The organism is Clostridium neonatale, from assembly GCF_001458595.1.
In the GTDB taxonomy this organism is placed as follows: domain Bacteria; phylum Bacillota; class Clostridia; order Clostridiales; family Clostridiaceae; genus Clostridium; species Clostridium neonatale.
Genome location: NZ_LN890328.1, coordinates 2686070 through 2704397, shown reverse-complemented (window position 1 = coordinate 2704397; position 18328 = coordinate 2686070). Strand labels below are relative to the sequence as shown.

The following is an 18328-nucleotide window of genomic DNA, read 5'->3' as shown; positions in this document are numbered from 1 at the left end:
TTTGATCTAGCTGTATATAAATTATAGAGAGGTGATAATTTTATGGCAGGTATCAGTACAAAGGTTACAGAAAATGTTAGTATAAAAGTCAAAGAAAAAAGATATACAAAAATGTCTAGAGAAAAGAAAAATATTATTTCTGGACTATTATTCGCATCACCCGTGTTACTAGGATTTATAATTTTCGTTATGGGGCCTATGATTGCTAGTGGATATTTTAGCTTGACAGATTATAGTATTGCAAGTACTCCCAAATGGATAGGCTTTGATAATTATAAAAATTTATTTACAAATCAAGATCCATTTTTTTATAAATCATTATTAGTAACTGCAACATATGTATTTTTAAGTGTCCCAATTCAAATAGTAGTTTCTTTATTAGTAGCAATGCTTTTAAATAGTGATGTTAAAGGAAAGGGAATATTTAGAACAATATTTTATCTGCCAACTATTGTACCTGTAGCAGCATCCTCAATGATTTGGATATGGCTTATGGATCCGGATCTTGGATTACTTAACAATGTTTTAGGTGCAGTAGGATTACCAACATCAAAATGGATATTTGACGAAAAAACAGTAATACCATCGTTAATACTTATGAGCTTGTGGACAGTTGGAAGTACAGTAATAATTTTCTTAGCTGGCTTACAAGATGTACCTAATCAATTATATGAGGCAGTTGAAATAGATGGAGGCAATGCTTTTCATAAATTTATAAATATTACATTGCCAATGATAACACCAACTTTATTTTTCAATCTTGTTATGGGATTCATTAATGGATTTCAGGTATTCACACAGGCATACATTATGACTGCTGGTGGACCTAATAATGCAAGCTTATTTTATGCCTTCTATTTATATAAAGAAGCCTTTAGTAACTTTAGAATGGGAAATGCTTCTGCTCTTGCTTGGGTTTTATTTTTAATAATATCTATATTTACATTTATTATTTTTAAAACATCTAAGTGGGTATATTATGAAGGAGATGGTAAATAATGAAAAGTAAAAAGAAAATTTCTAAAAGTATAATATACATTATTTTATTATTCATATCTTTTGTATGCTTAGTTCCATTTTATTGGATGATTAGAAGCTCACTTATGGATATGTCGCAAATATTTACTATGCCACCAATATGGATTCCAAAGCCAATAAAATTTAGTAATTATAAAGAGGCATTAACAATGCTTCCATTTGGAAGATATTTTTTAAACACACTATTTGTTGTGGTATTTACTGTACTTGGAACTGTAATTACAAGCTCACTATGCGCATATAGCTTCTCAAGAATAGAATGGAAAGGTAGAGATACTGTCTTTGGAATATTATTAACTGCTATGATGATACCTTTTGCAGTTACACTTATCCCAACATTTATTGGATGGCAGAAACTTGGGGTTGTTAATTCCTATGCACCATTAATAGTTCCAGCTTGGTTTGGAGGTGGAGTATTTAATGTATTTTTACTAAGGCAATTTTTTAGGACAATACCAAAAGAATTAGATGAAGCAGCTCGTATTGATGGAGCAGGACATTTCACTATATATTCAAAAATAATAATGCCTTTAAGCAAACCATCGTTAATAGTTGTATCATTATTTTCTTTCATGGGGTCATGGAATGACTTTTTAGGACCTCTAGTATATTTAAATGATGGAGATAAATTTACATTATCACTTGGACTTATGCAATTTCAAGGAATGTACTCAGCGCAATGGCAATATATGATGGCAGCAGCAACAGTAGTTCTAATACCAATAGTAATAATATTCTTTATAGGACAAAAATACTTTATTGAAGGTATATCAATGAGTGGAATGAAGGGATAAATATAATAAGTGGGTTTTCTAAGAAGAGATATTTTATTCATATTCTTAGAAAATCCGCTATTTTTTTTTATTTAAATTATTATCTTAATTAAACGGCTTTATGACTATTTGAAAAAATTTATTTTACGTAATTCATAGTCAAATATATGGAATTTATTGAACGAGAATGAAAAAATGAATACTATGAAAACAATGAATTAGCAAGTATCTTTATAATATTAGCATGCTAGAATTGCGTACTAACTGGAAAAGTTTTATTTAACGCTATATAAAAATATATTATATAGAGATGTAACAGAGTTAATCATAGAAATGTGTATTTATAAGATAAATTTGAAGGTAACCAATTATATATTTTTTACATAGTTTAGTTATATAGCAACTTTAAGAGAGAAGTATATGATTAACGTAACATTAATGCCAATACACTATGTTTATCTTGTATTTATTATTGTGTTAATAATAGCGATGATAAAAAAGAAAGATATCTCGTTATTATGTATATTAGGAATATTTGTTCTTGGATTAATAGGAACACAATCTGTATATAAATCAATTATGGGGGTGTTTAATAGCTTTGTATATGCAGCAAAGGAACTTATGCCCACAATTTTTATCATATCAATTATAACGGCTATGAGCAATGCTGTTATAGATTCAGGTGTAAATGATGAGATGATATCTCCTTTTAAAGGGATGATTAAAAATTACTGGATTGCTTATTGGGTAATTGGAATTGTTATGATGATTTTATCATGGTTTTTTTGGCCGTCTCCAGCTGTAGCCCTTGTAGGAGCATTATTTTTACCTATCGCTAAAAAAGCAGGTCTACCAGCTATGGGGGTGGCTATTTCTATGAATTTATTTGGTCATGGAATAGCCTTATCAAGTGATTATATTATTCAAGCAGCTCCAAAGCTTACTGCAGATGCAGCTGGAATACCAGTATCTAATGTTATTTCAGCAAGTGTACCTCTTACAATTATAATGGGACTTGTCACAACAATATCAGCTTTTTATTTCCTTAGAAAAGATATAAAGGCTGGAAAGATTAGTGATGAAGATAAAATAAATGAAAAAACATATGATTCAAAGCTAATTTCTTCTAAAAAGGTAAGGCGTTTTTTAGCATTGTCAATACTTGTGCTATTTTCGTTAGATATTTTTTTAATGTATAAGTATAGATTACAAGGTGGAGATGCGACTGCTTTGATAGGAGGTACTGCTATATTTATAATGAGCTTAATTTCAATAATATGCTATAAGAAAAAATCTTTAGATAAGATTACTGAAAATATAGTAAAGGGATTAAAATTTGGCTTTGAGATATTTGGTGTTGTTATACCAATAGCGGCATTTTTCTATTTAGGAGATTCAGCTTTAGGAGAGATATTTGGGAATATACTTCCAAAAGGTTCAAATGGTATAGTAAATGATTTAGGTGTTGCACTAGCAAGTGTAGTACCAATTAATTCAACTATATCAGCAAGTACACTTACAGTAGTAGGCGCTATTACTGGTTTGGATGGATCAGGTTTTTCAGGTATATCGTTAGTTGGTTCAATAGCTAAAATATTCTCAACAGCTTTAGGTGGAGGCGTAGCAACACTAACAGCTTTGGGACAAATAGCTGGAATATGGATAGGTGGAGGAACAGTAATACCTTGGGCAATAATACCAGTAGCAGCCATTTGTGGTGTTGATGCTTTTGAATTAGCTAAGAGAAACATTAAGCCGGTAGTAATTGGATTGGTTGTTACAACTATAGTAGCAATAATTATTATTTAAATTTTAGTTATAATATGAGAATCTGGCAATAATATGAAACAAAGAGATAAAGATCTCATGTTCTGCATAGGTTTCATTTTAGAAGAACATGAGATCTCTATTTATGTGTTACCATTTATCCCAAAGTTTACACACCTTTAGGTGAATTTGGAGTTATTCCTCTTTCTGAAAGAATTTCATAAATTGTTTGTGAAGTAGTATCTTCTATAGTATATCCTAATAATTTAACTATTTTATCTAATTTTTCTTCAGAATTAGTTTCAATTTCTATATATGGGAAAGGACAGAAGTTCTTATCATTTATATCTATTTCAACTAATGAATCAAATATTTTATAGCTTTCTCTATATTTTTTATTAGATTCTTTTAAGATTAATCCAAGAGATTTAAAAATTCCTTCACCCATTTCTTTATTGTCAATAATAACTTCATTTTCTTCCATTACTTTGAATTTATTTTGTGAAATCATTTTTTTTGTAGTCATATAGTATATTGTTCTTTTATTAAGTCTATCTTCAATAGTTCTTATACGAGCATACCCTTTTTTTGCTAATAATCTGCCATCTTCAAAATCATAAATATCATTAACTTGATCTTCGCTTTTAACCTTTTCAGCGTTGTTTAAAGTAAGAATATCTCTTATATTATCTACATCAATATCAACAATTCTAGTTTCTAATTCCATAAAATAACCATTCCTTTCGTAATTAATATTTTAGTTTATAAGAAAGGTAATAACAATAATAATTTTTTAAGAATTATAAATATAACATTTGAAAATTATTAAATTTTAAATTCTTTAATACTACTTTTATTTTTCAATAGTACTTTCATTTTTCTCTGAATGGATATTTAATATAATATAGATTCTTTTTGATTATATATTCATATGAACGAAAGGATTAAAAGTTACTATTTTAGAGTTTTATATAGTAGAATATAAATAATGAAGATTAAGTTTAATCGGATAAGCAAATATTATATAATTAGTTGTAGCAGAATTTAAATGATAAAATTTGAGATTAATAAGTTTTATTTTATTTACAAAAGTAGGAGTGAATTTAATGGAATACATTAATGATATAAACATAAACGAGGCAGTTATACATATATTAGATAGCAATGGAAGTACACCTGTACTTAATGAATATAGTTTAGAATTAAACGAAGATATATATAAATTTTTATATAAACATATAGAAAAATGTTTTAAAGATGATGAACTAAAATATGCAGCTTTTAATCCAGAACGAAATATAGTTAAAGAGGTAGTTCAAGATTATTTAAATGGTATAGATAATGACTTGATAAACCTATCAAAAGAATTAGCAAGACAATTATTTATAATAATTCAGACTAATGAAAATATTCCATCAGCTGATCTTATAGTAGCATCATTAACTACAGATCAAGGGCCAATGATTGCTATTTTAAAGATGGATTATGTTAAAAACTTTACTCATGAAGTACAGTTTATTGATGAAAAAATAGGTATAGGAATAGTTCCACAAAGTGCTGGCTTGCCGGGAAGTGGGCAAAGGATTCAAAAGGCAGCTTTTATTAAGCCTATAAGAGAAGATGAAAAATATAACCTTATGGTTTTAGATAAGCAAAAAGCATCAAAAGATGATGAATATGGAGCAAATTATTTTATAGGTACATTTTTAGGGGCAAGTATTGTAACAAATGAACGCGATATGACTAAAACATTTGTTAAAGCAGCAGAAAATTGGACTAGAAAAAATATTACTGATAATGCAGAGAAAGCAGAAGAGGTAAGAACTGCTATTAAGACTAAGTTAAAGGAAGAAGATAGTATAAATATTGAAGAATTTTCCCATGAACTATTTAATGAGACGCCACAAGTTAAAGAAGATTTCACTAATTATATAAAATCCCAAGGATTAAAAGAGGAAGTGGCAATTGATAAAACATGGGTTGATAAAAAATTAAAAAGAGTAAGACTCAATATAGATAAACAAATTGATTTATATATAAATGAAGAAACATATCACGATCAACAAAAATTTGAGGTCGTGAGAAATGGTGATGGCAGTATTAATTTAATTATAAAGAATGTAATTAATTATATAGAAAAATAATTGTAGATTATAAAGAGATTCTTTGTTATAGAATCTCTTTTGTTATATGGTAAATTACATGTTTTCACATAGCACTTTAATAAGTAAAATTAGGATAGTATATTTATGTTATATATTATGTTTAACTAAATATAGTATAATACTCATATGTAAGTAAAAATAAATTAAGAACGACAATATGAGTTTTCGAGAAAATAAAATAGAAATATAGAATGAGTGGGGATTAAAAAATGAAGGTATTTTTATGTGAATTTATTCATTCAGAAGCACGAAAATATTTAGAAATGAATGCAGAAATAATAAGTGATTGGAATAAGATAAATGAAGTTGATGCCATTATAAACAGAAATCTTCAAATTACAAAAGAAACAATGGACAAGGCCAAGAATCTAAAGGTTATAGCTATACATGGAACAGGGATAGATGGGGTTGACATGGATGAAGCTAAGAAAAGAGGAATTCATGTTTTTTCAACGCCACACCAAAATGCAGATTCAGTTGCAGAGCTGATAGTTGGTCTTACCCTTAGCCTTACCAGAAAAATTTCATTAGCAGGAAAATTAATAGGAGAAGGGAGAGAGATAGATAATGCACCATCTGAATTAAAAGGAATTGAATTAAGACAAAAAACATTTGGGTTAATTGGTGTTGGAGATATTGCTATTCGTGCTGCTAAGATAATGAAATATGGATTTGGAATGAATGTAATAGGATACTCAAGATCGCTTACTAAGGAAAAAGCAAAAGAGCTTGAAATAGAATATTGTTCATCTATAGAAGAAGTACTTAGAAGTTCTGACATTGTTAATATTGGTGTACCACTAAATAATTCTACAGTTAATATGATTAATAATGAAAAGATTAAACTCATGAAAAAGACAGCATATTTAATAAATACTTCAAGAGGTAAGGTGGTAGATGAGAAAGCCTTATATAATGCCTTGAAAAATAAGCACATTGCAGGTGCAGCATGTGATGTCTTTGTAACTGAGCCACCCACCTTAGATAATCCACTTCTTAGTCTTAATAATTTTGTTGCTACGCCTCATATTGGAGCAAATACAGATGAAGCATTATACCGTGTTGGAATGGCTGTTGTAAAAGGAATTTTAGAAAAAGTATGATATATTTTTGAAATAATTCAAGATACCTTTACTTAAAATATAATTAACATATATAATTGTTATATACTGAAAGAAAACAATTTCAGAATGGTTTAGATTATAAGCAATGGAGGTATAAAAATGGAATATAGAAAGTGTGGAAATAGTGGATTAAAATTACCAGTAATATCTTTAGGATTATGGCATAACTTTGGAGCTGGTGATGTTTATTCAAATAGTGAAGCTATTTTTAAAAGAGCATTTGAAATGGGAATCACTTATTTTGATGCAGCAAATAATTATGGGAGACCTTTTGATGGTTCTGCAGAGGAGACTTTAGGAAGAATACTTAAAAAAAATTTTTCATCTAATGACAGAGACAGAATGGTTATTGCAACGAAAGCAGGATACGATATGTGGGAAGGTGGACCATATAATGATGGAGGATCTAAAAAATATTTAATTTCTAGCTTAGATCAAAGTTTAAAAAGAATGAATCTAGAATATGTAGATATTTTTTATCATCATAGATTTGATCCAGAAACACCATTAGAAGAAACTATGTCTGCATTAGATTTAATTGTAAGGCAAGGAAAAGCACTATATGTTGGAATATCAAATTATAATCCGGAGCAAACAGAAAAGGCTTGCAAAATTTTAAATGAACTGGGTACCAAATGTATAGTAAATCAATTAAGATATTCTATGTTTGAACGAAGAATAGAAGGAAAGCAGTTTGAAGTTCATAAAGAAAATGGCGTTGGAACTGTTGCTTTTAGTCCCCTTGCACAAGGGCTTCTTACTAATAAATATATAAAAGGAATACCATCAGATTCAAGAATAGCTAAACACAGTTTATATTTACACGAGACTGATGTAACAGAAGAAAAGATAGATAAAGTGATTAAGCTTAATAAAATTGCAGAAGAAAGAGGACAAACCCTCGCACAAATGGCGTTAGCTTGGAATTTACGAGAAGATTTAACTTCTGTAATTATTGGTGCAAGCAGTGTGAAACAAATTGAAGATAATGTAAAAACAATAGAAAATTTAAAGTTCTCAAAAGAAGAATTAGATAAGATAGAGGAAATATTAAAAGGTAATATTTTATAGACTATATAATAAACATGCTTATAAAAATATGATTAGCTATATTAAAAAGCTCGGTGCTATAAGCATCGAGCTTTTTAATATTATGTTTATTTTTACATATTGTAGTTGTAAAAAAAGAAATATACTACAAATATGAAAAATATACTTTTGCAATTTATAAAAATAATAATCCTTATGGATATCTATGTTTGTAAAAAATACATTATTTTTAATACTTAAAATGTTTTTATAATAATGATACTGATTAATTTGGTAAAAATGCAGTGCATGATTTTATTAAATCAGAAATTTCATTAGGAACATTCTTAATTTCATTTTCTAAAATGCATTTTTCGATTTTACTTATAGTAGTATTGATTGAAGGTTCAAGTTCTTTACTAGAGTTTTCTAAGATTTCAGCACATTCAATTAGTGTATCAATTAATGGCTGCTGATTTCTGGAGTCTAATTTTCCTAGTATAAATTTTATGTCAGATAGAAGAGTTATTCGTTTTTGATGATCAAAATTCATTAAAGCTTCCTCCTTGAAATTAATATAGAGGTTGTCTAATAAAATAGTATGTGACAGCCTTTTGTATTTATTGCAAAATAGAAATTATATTTAAGTTAAATTTCTAAATCATAGTTTGTAACTGTAACAGGATTATTATTAAGATAATACATTGCTACAATATTATTTATATACCTCTTGAAAAAAAATATCAATCCTTAGTAAGTAAAGTTACGAGATAATAAGAAATTATGAAATTGAAATATGAACTTATATATAAAGATATATTAAGTAGAGTACAGAGATAGGATATTAAGAACAGATGAACTCATTTTACGCAAAATGTTGATGATTGCATAAAATAAATGAAAATAAAAGTAAAAAACTCTAAATCTTTGTTTATATAAGAATCAGAGTTTTTTATATACATATATGTTTATGAAGAAAGTTAAATTATTATTTCATAAGTTTACAAAGTATGGCTTTCTGAACATGCAATCTGTTTTCTGTTTCAGAAAATATTATATCAGAAAAGGCTTCTAAAACTTCAGAAGTTATCTCTTGTTCTCTATGAGCGGGAAGGCAATGAAGAACAATTGCGTTTTCATCAGCGTGCTTTAATAAGTCCCAATTAACTTGGTATTCTTTAAAAGCTTGAAGTCTTTTTTCAGATTCATCTTCTTGATCCATGCTAGTCCAAACATCAGTTATTACTACATCAGCATTCTGAACAGCTTCTTCAGGGGAAGTAGTGACAATAAATTCAACACTTTCTCTTTCTGCAATTTCTTTAGCTCTTAAAATATAAGATTTAGGTGACATATATTCTTCTGGAGAAGCAATTGAGAAATTCATCCCAACTTTTAGGCAAGAAATCATAAGAGAGTTTGCCATGTTATGACCATCTCCAATAAATGCAACCTTTAAACCTTCGAGAATATTTTTATTTTCTCTTATTGTCATTAAATCAGCTAATACCTGACAAGGATGTTCATCATTTGTTAGGCCATTAATAACAGGGACAGTTGAATATTTGGCAAAAGTTTCAAGATCTTCTTGAGAAAAAGTCCTTATAAGTATTCCCTGAACATATCTTGAAAGAGTTCTTGCGGTGTCTTCTACAGGCTCACCTCTTTCAGCTTGTAGATCCTTGTGGCTTAAAAATAACGCATTTCCACCTAACTGATACATACCAGTCTCAAAAGAAACTCGAGTTCTTGTGGATGCTTTTTCAAAAATCATACCTAATGTCTTTCCTTTAAGAAGTGGATGTTCAATTCCGTGTTTTTGTTCATATTTTAATTGATCAGCTAAGTTTAAAATGTCTAATATTTGATCCTTAGATAAGGTGTCAATTCGTAATAAATCTTTTTTCATAAAAATCCCCCAATAATATAGCAAAAGAAATGAATAAATCATAACATTATTTAAATATAATTAATTAATAATTACGTAAATAATATAACTATAATTTAAATTATAGTTATATTATTTAAGACTTGAAGTTTAGAATTTTACAAGAATTAATCTATTTAAGAAGAATAGTATTCAAGCTCATTGAGCTTGCATTCATTAAATAATTCTTGAAATTCTTTATTTGACATTGTGTTATCAATTCCCTTGAGTCTATTAATTTCTACTGATAAATCAAGAATTGTTAGCTCTGAATACTCCATGTAATTTAGATATTCATCATACAAAGTCTTGTTTTCTTTTTTTAAATTCTCAATTTTGTTTTTTAATCGGTCATTCTCAATTAGCAATTCTTTGATTCTTAAATCTTCTTCACTCATGATAATAGACTTCTCCTTCAATAAATAATATTACTTTAGAAAATTATATAATTTGAAATTAATATATATTCCTATATAGTAGATAAAACATCAAGTAAAATATCAACACCACTTTTTAATTCATCTTTAGAAATAACTAGAGGTGGTAAGAATCTAACTGTATCACTTCCAGCAGTCAAAACTAATAATCCCTTTTTTAAAGCAGCTATCTGTACATCTTTAGGGGAACATTCAACTTTGACTCCTATCATTAAGCCCATTCCTCTGACAGCAAGAACATTTGGATTATTTGCATCTAGTATTAAATCCTTAACATATTCACCTTTCTCAGCAATTTCGTTAAAAGATTTTTCATTACATAATTCATCTAAAACAACTTCAGCGCCAGCGCATACAACAGGATTTCCACCGAATGTTGAACCATGATCACCTGGCTTAAAAACATTTTCAAGCTTTGAAGAACAAAGGAATCCACCAATAGGAAGGCCAGCACCTAATCCTTTAGCGACAGTAACGATGTCTGCTTCAACATCAAAGTTATTATATCCAAACATCTTACCAGTTCTAGCAATACCACATTGAACTTCATCAAAGATAACAAGAACGTCTTTTTCATTGCAGATTTTAACAACTGCTTGTACAAAGTCTTTATTTAGTGGAATAACTCCACCCTCACCTTGAATGGCTTCAAGCATTATTGCACAAACATCGTTTGTAAGCTTAGATTTAAAGTCATCAAGATCATTTGCAACTACATAATTAAATCCTTCAGTGAATGGATAAAAGTATTTGTGGAATTTTTCTTGACCAGTTGCTTTTAATGTAGTTATTGTTCGTCCGTGGAATGATTGGATTAATGTAAGTATAGTATTCCTACCTTCACCATATTTTTCATAGCTATATTTTCTAGCTAATTTTATAGCACCTTCATTAGCTTCAGCACCAGAGTTACCAAAGAATACTTTGCTCATTTTAGCTATTTCAGTTAATTTTTTTGCAACTTTAGCTGCAGGTTCTGTATGAAAAATATTTGAAGCATGAGCTAGAGTCTTTAGCTGATTTGATGTAGCTTCTATCCATTTTTCATTTCCATAACCTAGGCTGCTTACACCTATTCCACTAGTAAAATCTAGATATTTATTATTATCTTTATCATATAAATAAACACCTTCACCATGAGTGATAAGTGGATCTAATCGTCCATAAGTATTCATAATATGACTTGATGCTTCGTTAAAATCGTATGACATAAGAAAACCTCCATTTATTCAATTTATAGTTCACAATTCACTATGCACAATTATTGAAGATATTTCTTAGAAATATCTAAGTATTATTTTTAGTAATAGATTTTATATTACTAAAATCTGTGCAATATATAATTTGAAGAAATTCTGTAAATAGTTCTTCTTTAAATTGTGCATTTTGAAGTGTGAATTATTTTAATGTATCATTGTTCCTATACCTTCTGGAGTGAATAATTCTAGAAGGATTGAATGAGAAATACGTCCATCTAATATGATTGCTCTTTCAACGCCCATTCTGACAGCTTCGACGCAACAATCAATTTTAGGAATCATACCACCTTTAATTATGCCTTCTAAACATAACTTAGGAATTTGATGCAATCTTAAGCTATGATATAAAGTAGAAGGATCACTAGGATCTTTCATAACTCCTGGAACATCAGTTAAAAGCATTAATTCTTCAGCTTTTAGAGCAGATGCAATTTTTGATGCACATGTGTCAGCATTTATGTTATATGCTTTATTATCATCTTCGCCTAGAGCTACACTACCTACTACAGGAATGTATCCAGAGCTCATAGCCATTTTTAATATATCTGTATTTACTTCAGTAACTTCACCAACATAGCCAAGATCAACATCTGATTTTAATTTTTTAGCTTTTAGTAATGAACCATCCATACCGCATAATCCAATGGCTTTTCCACCAAATTTCTCAATCAGTGATACAAGATTTTTATTTACTTTTCCGCCAAGAACCATCTGAACTACTTCAATTGTTACATCATCCGTATATCTTAGTCCATTTATGAATTCACTTTTATGATTCAATCTTTTTAGTAAGTCAGATATGTCAGGGCCACCACCATGAACTACAACAGGTTCTATTCCGACGCATTTCATTAATATAATATCATTTATAACAGTTTCTCTAAGTTCTTCACTTATCATAGCATTTCCACCATATTTAACTACGATAATTTTTCCACGATATTTTTGAATATATGGAAGAGCATGAACTAGAATTTCAGCTTGTTGTGTATGATTTAATTCCAAAAAAATCCCCCCTCAATTTAGTCAATTCATGATTCACAATTCACAATTAGAAAAGAAAATCCTTTAATGGATTTTAATCCTTAATTGTGAATCGTGAATTTTGAATTGTGCATTGAATTAACTTCTGTAATCGCCATTAATTTTTACATATTCATAAGTTAAATCGCAGCCCCAAATTACTGCCCCATATTTTCCGGAGTTTAGATTTATATCAATTATTATTTCATCTTCACTTAATATTTCTTTTGCTTTATCTTCATCAAAATCTAGAGAACTACCAGATTTACATACATTTAATTCACCTTTTGAACTTTGGAAAGATACATCAACTTTTTCAGGATCAAAGTTAATATTTGCATATCCAAGAGCACAAAGAACTCTACCCCAGTTAGCATCACTTCCAAACATAGCTGTTTTAACAAGTGGAGAATTTATAACACTTTTCCCTAAAATAGAAGCATCTTCTTCAGTTTTTGCACCTGAGATTTTACATTCTAAAAGTTTAGTAGCACCTTCACCATCTTTAGCAATATTTCTTGCCATTATTGTATTTAAATCTGTAAGTGCTTTAAGAAAAGTTTCATAATCTTCATTTTTTTCAGAGATAAGATTATTTTCAGCTAATCCATTAGCTAATATAAATACAGAATCATTTGTACTTGTGTCACCATCTACACTAACTCTGTTATAAGTAACTTTTACGCAAGATTTAAGAGCTTCGTCTAATAACTCAGGAGTAATTGCAATATCAGTAGTAATAAATGAAAGCATTGTCCCCATATTAGGTTCAATCATTCCTGAACCTTTAGCCATAGCTCCAATAGTTACTACCTTATCACCAATGGTAAATTCTAATGCTAATTCTTTTTTTACTGTATCAGTAGTCATGATAGCAGAAGATGCATCATCATGACCTTCTTTAGATAATTTTTGTGTAAGGAGTGGAATTCCAGATTTTATTGCATCAATATTTAAGGGAACCCCAATTACCCCTGTAGATGCAACTAAAATGTCATCTGCTTTTAAATTTAATTCTTTAGCTTGTAGACATGTCATTTTTTTTGCTTTATTCAGACCATCTGTGCCATTACATGTATTAGCATTTCCGCTATTAACGATTATTGCTTGAGCTTTTTTATTAGATAAATGATCTTTAGAAATTGATATTGGAGCTCCCTTAACTTTATTTTTAGTAAACATACCAGATGCAGCAGCAGGAACTTCAGAATATATCAATGCTAAATCCTTTTTTAAATTGCTTTTTTTCAATCCACAGTGAATACCAGATGCCAAAAATCCTTTTGGAGCGGTAACTCCACCTTTTATATAATTAAAATTCATAATAATAACCCCCTTCGTCAATGCACAATTCAAAATTCAAAATTCACAGTTGTAGTTATTGTAGTTTTTGATTTGAATTGTGCATTGATTAATTTATGTTTGTAGTTTTTACAATTGAATGTAAAATCCTGCATAGTTCTTTACAATTATTGTATAAGAAATAATAATGTTTAGTATCTAAATAATCAGATTCAATTAATAATTCAAACCAATATTCAGTTTCTTCAGCTTCCTTTAAAGCTATGTTCATTTTGGACAAGAAATCACGCCGTGATTGACCTCTTAGGCTTTCTCTAACATTAGCACCTATACTAGTACCTGAACGGAGTATCTGTTTTGATAAAATAAATTCTTTTTGTATCACGGTTAAATGTTTATATAAATTAATGATATCCAATGCAAATTTAAAAGATTTCTCTCTTACTATATTTTCACTCAGAAAAATCACTCCTAGATAAGTATTTTGTTATAAATACTTAACCAAAGAAATGAAATATATTCATTTCTAAAAAAACAAGTAATTAATATTATTTAATTGTGAATTGTCAAAAAGCTGGTGCAATTAAATTAAGACCTTCAGTTTCATCAAAACCTAAAATTATATTCATGTTTTGAATTGCTTGTCCAGCAGCCCCCTTTATCATGTTATCGATTGTGCTACAAACTATTATTTGATCTTTTCTATGATTTAAATGTAATGAGATAAAGCAGTCATTTGATAAACGTACATTTTTTATTGAGGCTGTTTCCCCTAATGGAAGTATGTTTACAAATGGCATATCTTTATAAAAATCAATGTATAGTTTATGAATTTCTTCAAGATCTATTTCTTTTTTAGGTGTACAATAAATAGTTGATAGAATTCCTCTATTTATAGGTAGTAAGTGAGGAGTGAAAGTTATAGTAACTTTTTCATCAGCTATGGTAGATAAAATTTCTTCTATTTCAGGAGTGTGTCTATGAGTCCCAACTTTATATGGTGCAAATGTTTCATTTTCTTCAGGAAAATGTGTAGTTAAAGTTAAACCTCTACCTGATCCTGTAGTACCTGATTTAGAATCACAGATAATATTTTTAGTTTCAATTAAAGAATTTTTTAATAGCGGCATTAAACCTAAATTTATAGTGGTAGGATAACAGCCGGGATTCGCAATTAATTTACAGTCTTTAATTTTTTCTTTATTTAATTCAGGTAGACCATATATACATTTTTTGTGTAATTCAGGTTGAACAAATTTCTTTCCATACCAAGTTTCATATTCAGATTCATCTGATAATCTGAAATCAGCTCCCATATCAATACAGATTTTATTATTATCAATTGCTTTTTTAGCTATATCTTCACTTAATCCATGAGGTAGAGCAGTAAAGATAACATCACTTTTTTCAATAACCTCATCAGCATTTCCGCAAACTAAGTTTGTTTTATTAAAAAAGGTTTTATATACATCACTAATTCCCTGCCCCTCAAATGAAACAGAGCTTAATGCTGAAACCTGAACTTTAGGATGTGCAAGTAATAATCTTAAAAGCTCAGCGCCTACATATCCAGTAGCACCGATTATTCCTATTTTAGTCATTTTAAAATATCCTCCTTAAAGTAAAATCAATGCACAATTCACAGCATTATATATATTAAGAAATAACAAATGTATAATAGAAGGAGATTCTAAATATATATTGTGTGGATTGTGCATGATATATTAACTTTAGATGTTTATATAAATATAAACTAACTTTCTTTATACTTATTGATGAAACTTTCTAAGGCATCAATTTGAATCTTAACTGATTCAGTAGAAGGACCACCAATTACTTTACGTTCTTCAACACAAGTTACAAGGTCAATAGCTTTATATACATCATCTTCAAAGATAGGAGAAAATTCTTTTAACTCATCAAGGGTTAATTCTTCAATCATCTTATTATCTTTGATGCATGCAAGAACTATTTCGCCAACTATTCCATGAGCATCTCTAAATGCAGCACCTTTTTTAACTAAATAGTCAGCTAAATCAGTTGCGTTAGTGAAGCCAAGTCCAGCTCCTTTTCTCATATTATCTTTTTTTACTTTCATGGTCTTAATCATTCCAGTAAATGTTTCAAGAGCTAAAGTGACAGTATCAATTCCATCAAAAAGAGCTTCTTTATCTTCCTGCATATCTTTGTTATAAGCAAGGGGAATTCCTTTCATTACTGTAAGCAAAGTCATAAGATCACCATAAACTCTTCCAGTCTTACCTCGAACTAATTCAGCAACATCAGGATTTTTCTTTTGAGGCATTATAGAACTTCCAGTGCTATATGAATCATCAAGTTCTATAAAACTGAATTCATTTGTGCACCAAAGAATAATTTCTTCAGAAAATCTAGAAAGATGCATCATTATCATTGAAAATGCAGATAATGCTTCAATAGCATGATCTCTATCAGATACTGCATCTAAACTATTTAATGTTATTTTAGAAAAACCAAGGGTCTTTGCAACAGATTCTCTGTTCAGAGGATATGTGGTTGCAGCTAATGCTCCAGATCCTAGAGGCATAGTGTCCATTCTTTCATAGCAGTCAGCTAATCTAGTAACATCTCTCTTAAACATTTCAGCATAAGCTAAAAGATGATGAGAAAGTGTAATAGGCTGAGCTTTTTGCATATGAGTGTATCCAGGCATTATTGTATCTATATTCTCTTTAGCTTTTTCAAAAAGAACTTCTTCTAATGCTATAAGATCATTTTGAATAGATTTAAGAACTTTTTTTAGATATAGTTTTAAGTCTAAAGCAACTTGATCGTTTCTACTTCTTCCCGTGTGTAGCTTTTTGCCGTTTTCTCCAATATAGTAAGTCAAAGTACCTTCAACAAAACTATGAATATCCTCAGAAGTCATATCAATTTCAATTGTGCCACTATCAATTCTTTTCAAAATTTCAAGAAGGCCAGAGATGATTCTATCACTGGCATCCTTTGGAATTATACCTTGTTCACCAAGCATTGATGCATGTGCGATACTTCCTTCAATGTCTTCTTTATACATTCTTGAATCAAACGGAATAGAAGAATTAAAATCGTTAACTAATTTATCAGTACCTTTTTTAAAACGTCCACCCCAAAGTTTCATTATTATTTTCCTTCTTTCTTTAGTTTCTCTTGCATTTTAGCTCTAACAACAGTTGGAAGACCAAATAAGTTAATGAAGCCAGCAGAATCACCTTGATCATAAACACCATCTTCACCAAAAGTAGCATATTCTTCACTATATAATGAGTAAGGTGAAGTCATACCAGCATTTACAATGTTTCCTTTATATAACTTTAATTTAACTTCTCCAGTTACTGTTTCTTGAGTCTTATTAACAAATTCAGTTAATGCTTCTCTAAGAGGAGTGTACCATTGACCATTGTATACAAGATCAGCAAATTTTAATGCTATTTGTTCTTTGTAATGAGAAGTTTCTTTATCTAAGCAAAGTTCTTCTAAGTCTTTATGAGCTTTATAAAGAATAGTTCCGCCTGGAGTTTCGTAAACACCTCTTGATTTCATGCCAACAAGTCTATTTTCAACCATGTCAATAATTCCAATAGCATTTTCTCCGCCAATTTCATTTAATGCTTCAAGGAGTTCAGCAGGCTTCATTTCCTTACCATCTAAAGCGACTGCTTTACCTTTTTCAAATGTTAATGTTATATAAGTTGCTTTATCAGGAGCATTTTCAAGTGTTTTAGAAAGCTCTAATATTTTTTCATAATTTGGTTCATTTTCAGGAAATTCTAAATCTAAACCTTCATGGCTTAAGTGCCATATATTTTTATCCTTACTGTAGTTTGTTTCACGATTAATTTTTAAAGGAATATTTCTTGCTTCTGCATATTCAATTTCATCTTCTCTTGATTTAATATCCCAAGTTCTCCAAGGAGCTATAATATCTAAATTTGGAGCAAAAGTTTTTACTGCCATTTCGAATCTAACTTGGTCATTTCCCTTACCAGTACATCCGTGACAAATTGCATCTGCACCTTCTTTTTTTGCAATTTCAACTAATTTTTTACCGATTATTGGTCTTGCAAAAGAAGTTCCTAAAAGGTATTTTCCTTCATATATTGCACCAGCTTGAATAGTAGGGAATATATAATCTTCTACAAATTCATCTACTATATCAGCAACATATAATTTTGAAGCTCCAGTTTTTATTGCTTTTTCTTCTAAGCCTTCTAATTCATCAGCTTGTCCAACATTACCACATACTGCAATTACTTCACATCCATAATTTTCTTTAAGCCATGGAATTATAATGGATGTATCTAAACCTCCTGAGTATGCTAAAACAACCTTGTTATACTTTTTCATCGAAAAAATCCCCCTTCGTATCTATCTATAAAAATATAAAATAAATGACTAATTGTAATTATTTGCTTGTTTATAATTATACATTTGAAAGAATAAATAATCAATAGAAAAATGAAAAA

17 protein-coding genes are annotated in these 18328 nt (G+C 29.3%); 6 read left to right on the top strand and 11 right to left on the bottom strand.

The genetic code is table 11. The features are described 5' to 3' along the window. Positions 1-42 precede the first annotated feature (42 nt). From BN2920_RS19045 to BN2920_RS19035, 3 genes are all read left to right on the top strand, one after another. Entirely contained in the window at positions 43-999 is a 957-nt protein-coding gene (locus BN2920_RS19045) for a carbohydrate ABC transporter permease (RefSeq protein WP_083498861.1), read from the top strand. Continuing rightward, on the top strand, positions 999-1832 hold the full coding sequence (locus tag BN2920_RS19040; RefSeq protein WP_058296540.1) for a carbohydrate ABC transporter permease: 834 nt from the start codon (positions 999-1001) through the stop codon (positions 1830-1832). Before BN2920_RS19045 ends, BN2920_RS19040 begins: the two co-directional genes overlap by 1 nt. A 399-nt stretch (positions 1833-2231) precedes the next feature. After that, positions 2232-3620, top strand: coding sequence for a hypothetical protein (locus BN2920_RS19035; protein ID WP_198157502.1), 1389 nt, complete (start codon positions 2232-2234; stop codon positions 3618-3620). 127 nt (positions 3621-3747) lie between these two features. Here BN2920_RS19035 and BN2920_RS19030 read toward each other — a convergent pair whose 3' ends face one another. Then, entirely contained in the window at positions 3748-4305 is a 558-nt protein-coding gene (locus BN2920_RS19030; protein WP_058296539.1) for a class IV adenylate cyclase, read from the bottom strand. 379 nt (positions 4306-4684) lie between these two features. On the opposite strand from BN2920_RS19030, the gene BN2920_RS19025 reads away from it, so the two are divergent. The 3 genes from BN2920_RS19025 (at position 4685) to BN2920_RS19015 (ending at position 7938) form a co-directional block, all read left to right on the top strand. Next, positions 4685-5722: a nucleoid-associated protein gene (locus tag BN2920_RS19025; protein ID WP_058296538.1), complete on the top strand. Its 1038-nt coding sequence runs from the start codon at positions 4685-4687 to the stop codon at positions 5720-5722. Positions 5723-5952: 230 nt separating this feature from the next. Further along, complete coding sequence (locus BN2920_RS19020) at positions 5953-6846, top strand: hydroxyacid dehydrogenase (RefSeq protein ID WP_058296537.1); 894 nt, start codon at positions 5953-5955, stop codon at positions 6844-6846. Positions 6847-6966: 120 nt separating this feature from the next. Further along, positions 6967-7938: an aldo/keto reductase gene (locus tag BN2920_RS19015; protein ID WP_058296536.1), complete on the top strand. Its 972-nt coding sequence runs from the start codon at positions 6967-6969 to the stop codon at positions 7936-7938. Positions 7939-8182: 244 nt separating this feature from the next. Here the strand turns inward: BN2920_RS19015 and BN2920_RS19010 are convergent, their stop codons facing one another. The 10 genes from BN2920_RS19010 to BN2920_RS18965 form a co-directional block, all read right to left on the bottom strand. Continuing rightward, the gene (locus BN2920_RS19010) at positions 8183-8449 is read right to left on the bottom strand and encodes a hypothetical protein (RefSeq protein ID WP_058296535.1); all 267 of its coding nucleotides are present in this window, start codon (positions 8447-8449) and stop codon (positions 8183-8185) included. A 435-nt stretch (positions 8450-8884) separates the two neighbouring features. Next, positions 8885-9805 (bottom strand): ornithine carbamoyltransferase, encoded by a 921-nt coding sequence (gene argF, locus BN2920_RS19005; protein WP_058296534.1) that lies wholly within the window; start codon positions 9803-9805, stop codon positions 8885-8887. Between the two features lie 155 nt (positions 9806-9960). Beyond that, complete coding sequence (locus tag BN2920_RS19000) at positions 9961-10221, bottom strand: hypothetical protein (protein WP_058296533.1); 261 nt, start codon at positions 10219-10221, stop codon at positions 9961-9963. Between the two features lie 71 nt (positions 10222-10292). Continuing rightward, positions 10293-11471 (bottom strand): aspartate aminotransferase family protein, encoded by a 1179-nt coding sequence (locus BN2920_RS18995; RefSeq protein WP_058296532.1) that lies wholly within the window; start codon positions 11469-11471, stop codon positions 10293-10295. 192 nt (positions 11472-11663) lie between these two features. Beyond that, a complete protein-coding gene (gene argB, locus BN2920_RS18990) occupies positions 11664-12524 on the bottom strand; it encodes an acetylglutamate kinase (protein ID WP_058296531.1) in 861 nt (286 codons plus the stop codon). 117 nt (positions 12525-12641) lie between these two features. Beyond that, positions 12642-13865, bottom strand: a complete 1224-nt coding sequence (argJ, locus tag BN2920_RS18985; protein WP_058296530.1) for a bifunctional glutamate N-acetyltransferase/amino-acid acetyltransferase ArgJ — start codon at positions 13863-13865, stop codon at positions 12642-12644. An 88-nt stretch (positions 13866-13953) separates the two neighbouring features. Then, positions 13954-14304 (bottom strand): four helix bundle protein, encoded by a 351-nt coding sequence (locus tag BN2920_RS18980; RefSeq protein ID WP_058296961.1) that lies wholly within the window; start codon positions 14302-14304, stop codon positions 13954-13956. A gap of 106 nt (positions 14305-14410) precedes the next feature. Beyond that, entirely contained in the window at positions 14411-15445 is a 1035-nt protein-coding gene (argC, locus tag BN2920_RS18975) for an N-acetyl-gamma-glutamyl-phosphate reductase (RefSeq protein ID WP_058296529.1), read from the bottom strand. A 152-nt stretch (positions 15446-15597) separates the two neighbouring features. Further along, positions 15598-16983: an argininosuccinate lyase gene (argH, locus tag BN2920_RS18970; RefSeq protein ID WP_058296528.1), complete on the bottom strand. Its 1386-nt coding sequence runs from the start codon at positions 16981-16983 to the stop codon at positions 15598-15600. A 2-nt stretch (positions 16984-16985) separates the two neighbouring features. Beyond that, the gene (locus tag BN2920_RS18965) at positions 16986-18209 is read right to left on the bottom strand and encodes an argininosuccinate synthase (protein ID WP_058296527.1); all 1224 of its coding nucleotides are present in this window, start codon (positions 18207-18209) and stop codon (positions 16986-16988) included. Positions 18210-18328 lie beyond the last annotated feature (119 nt).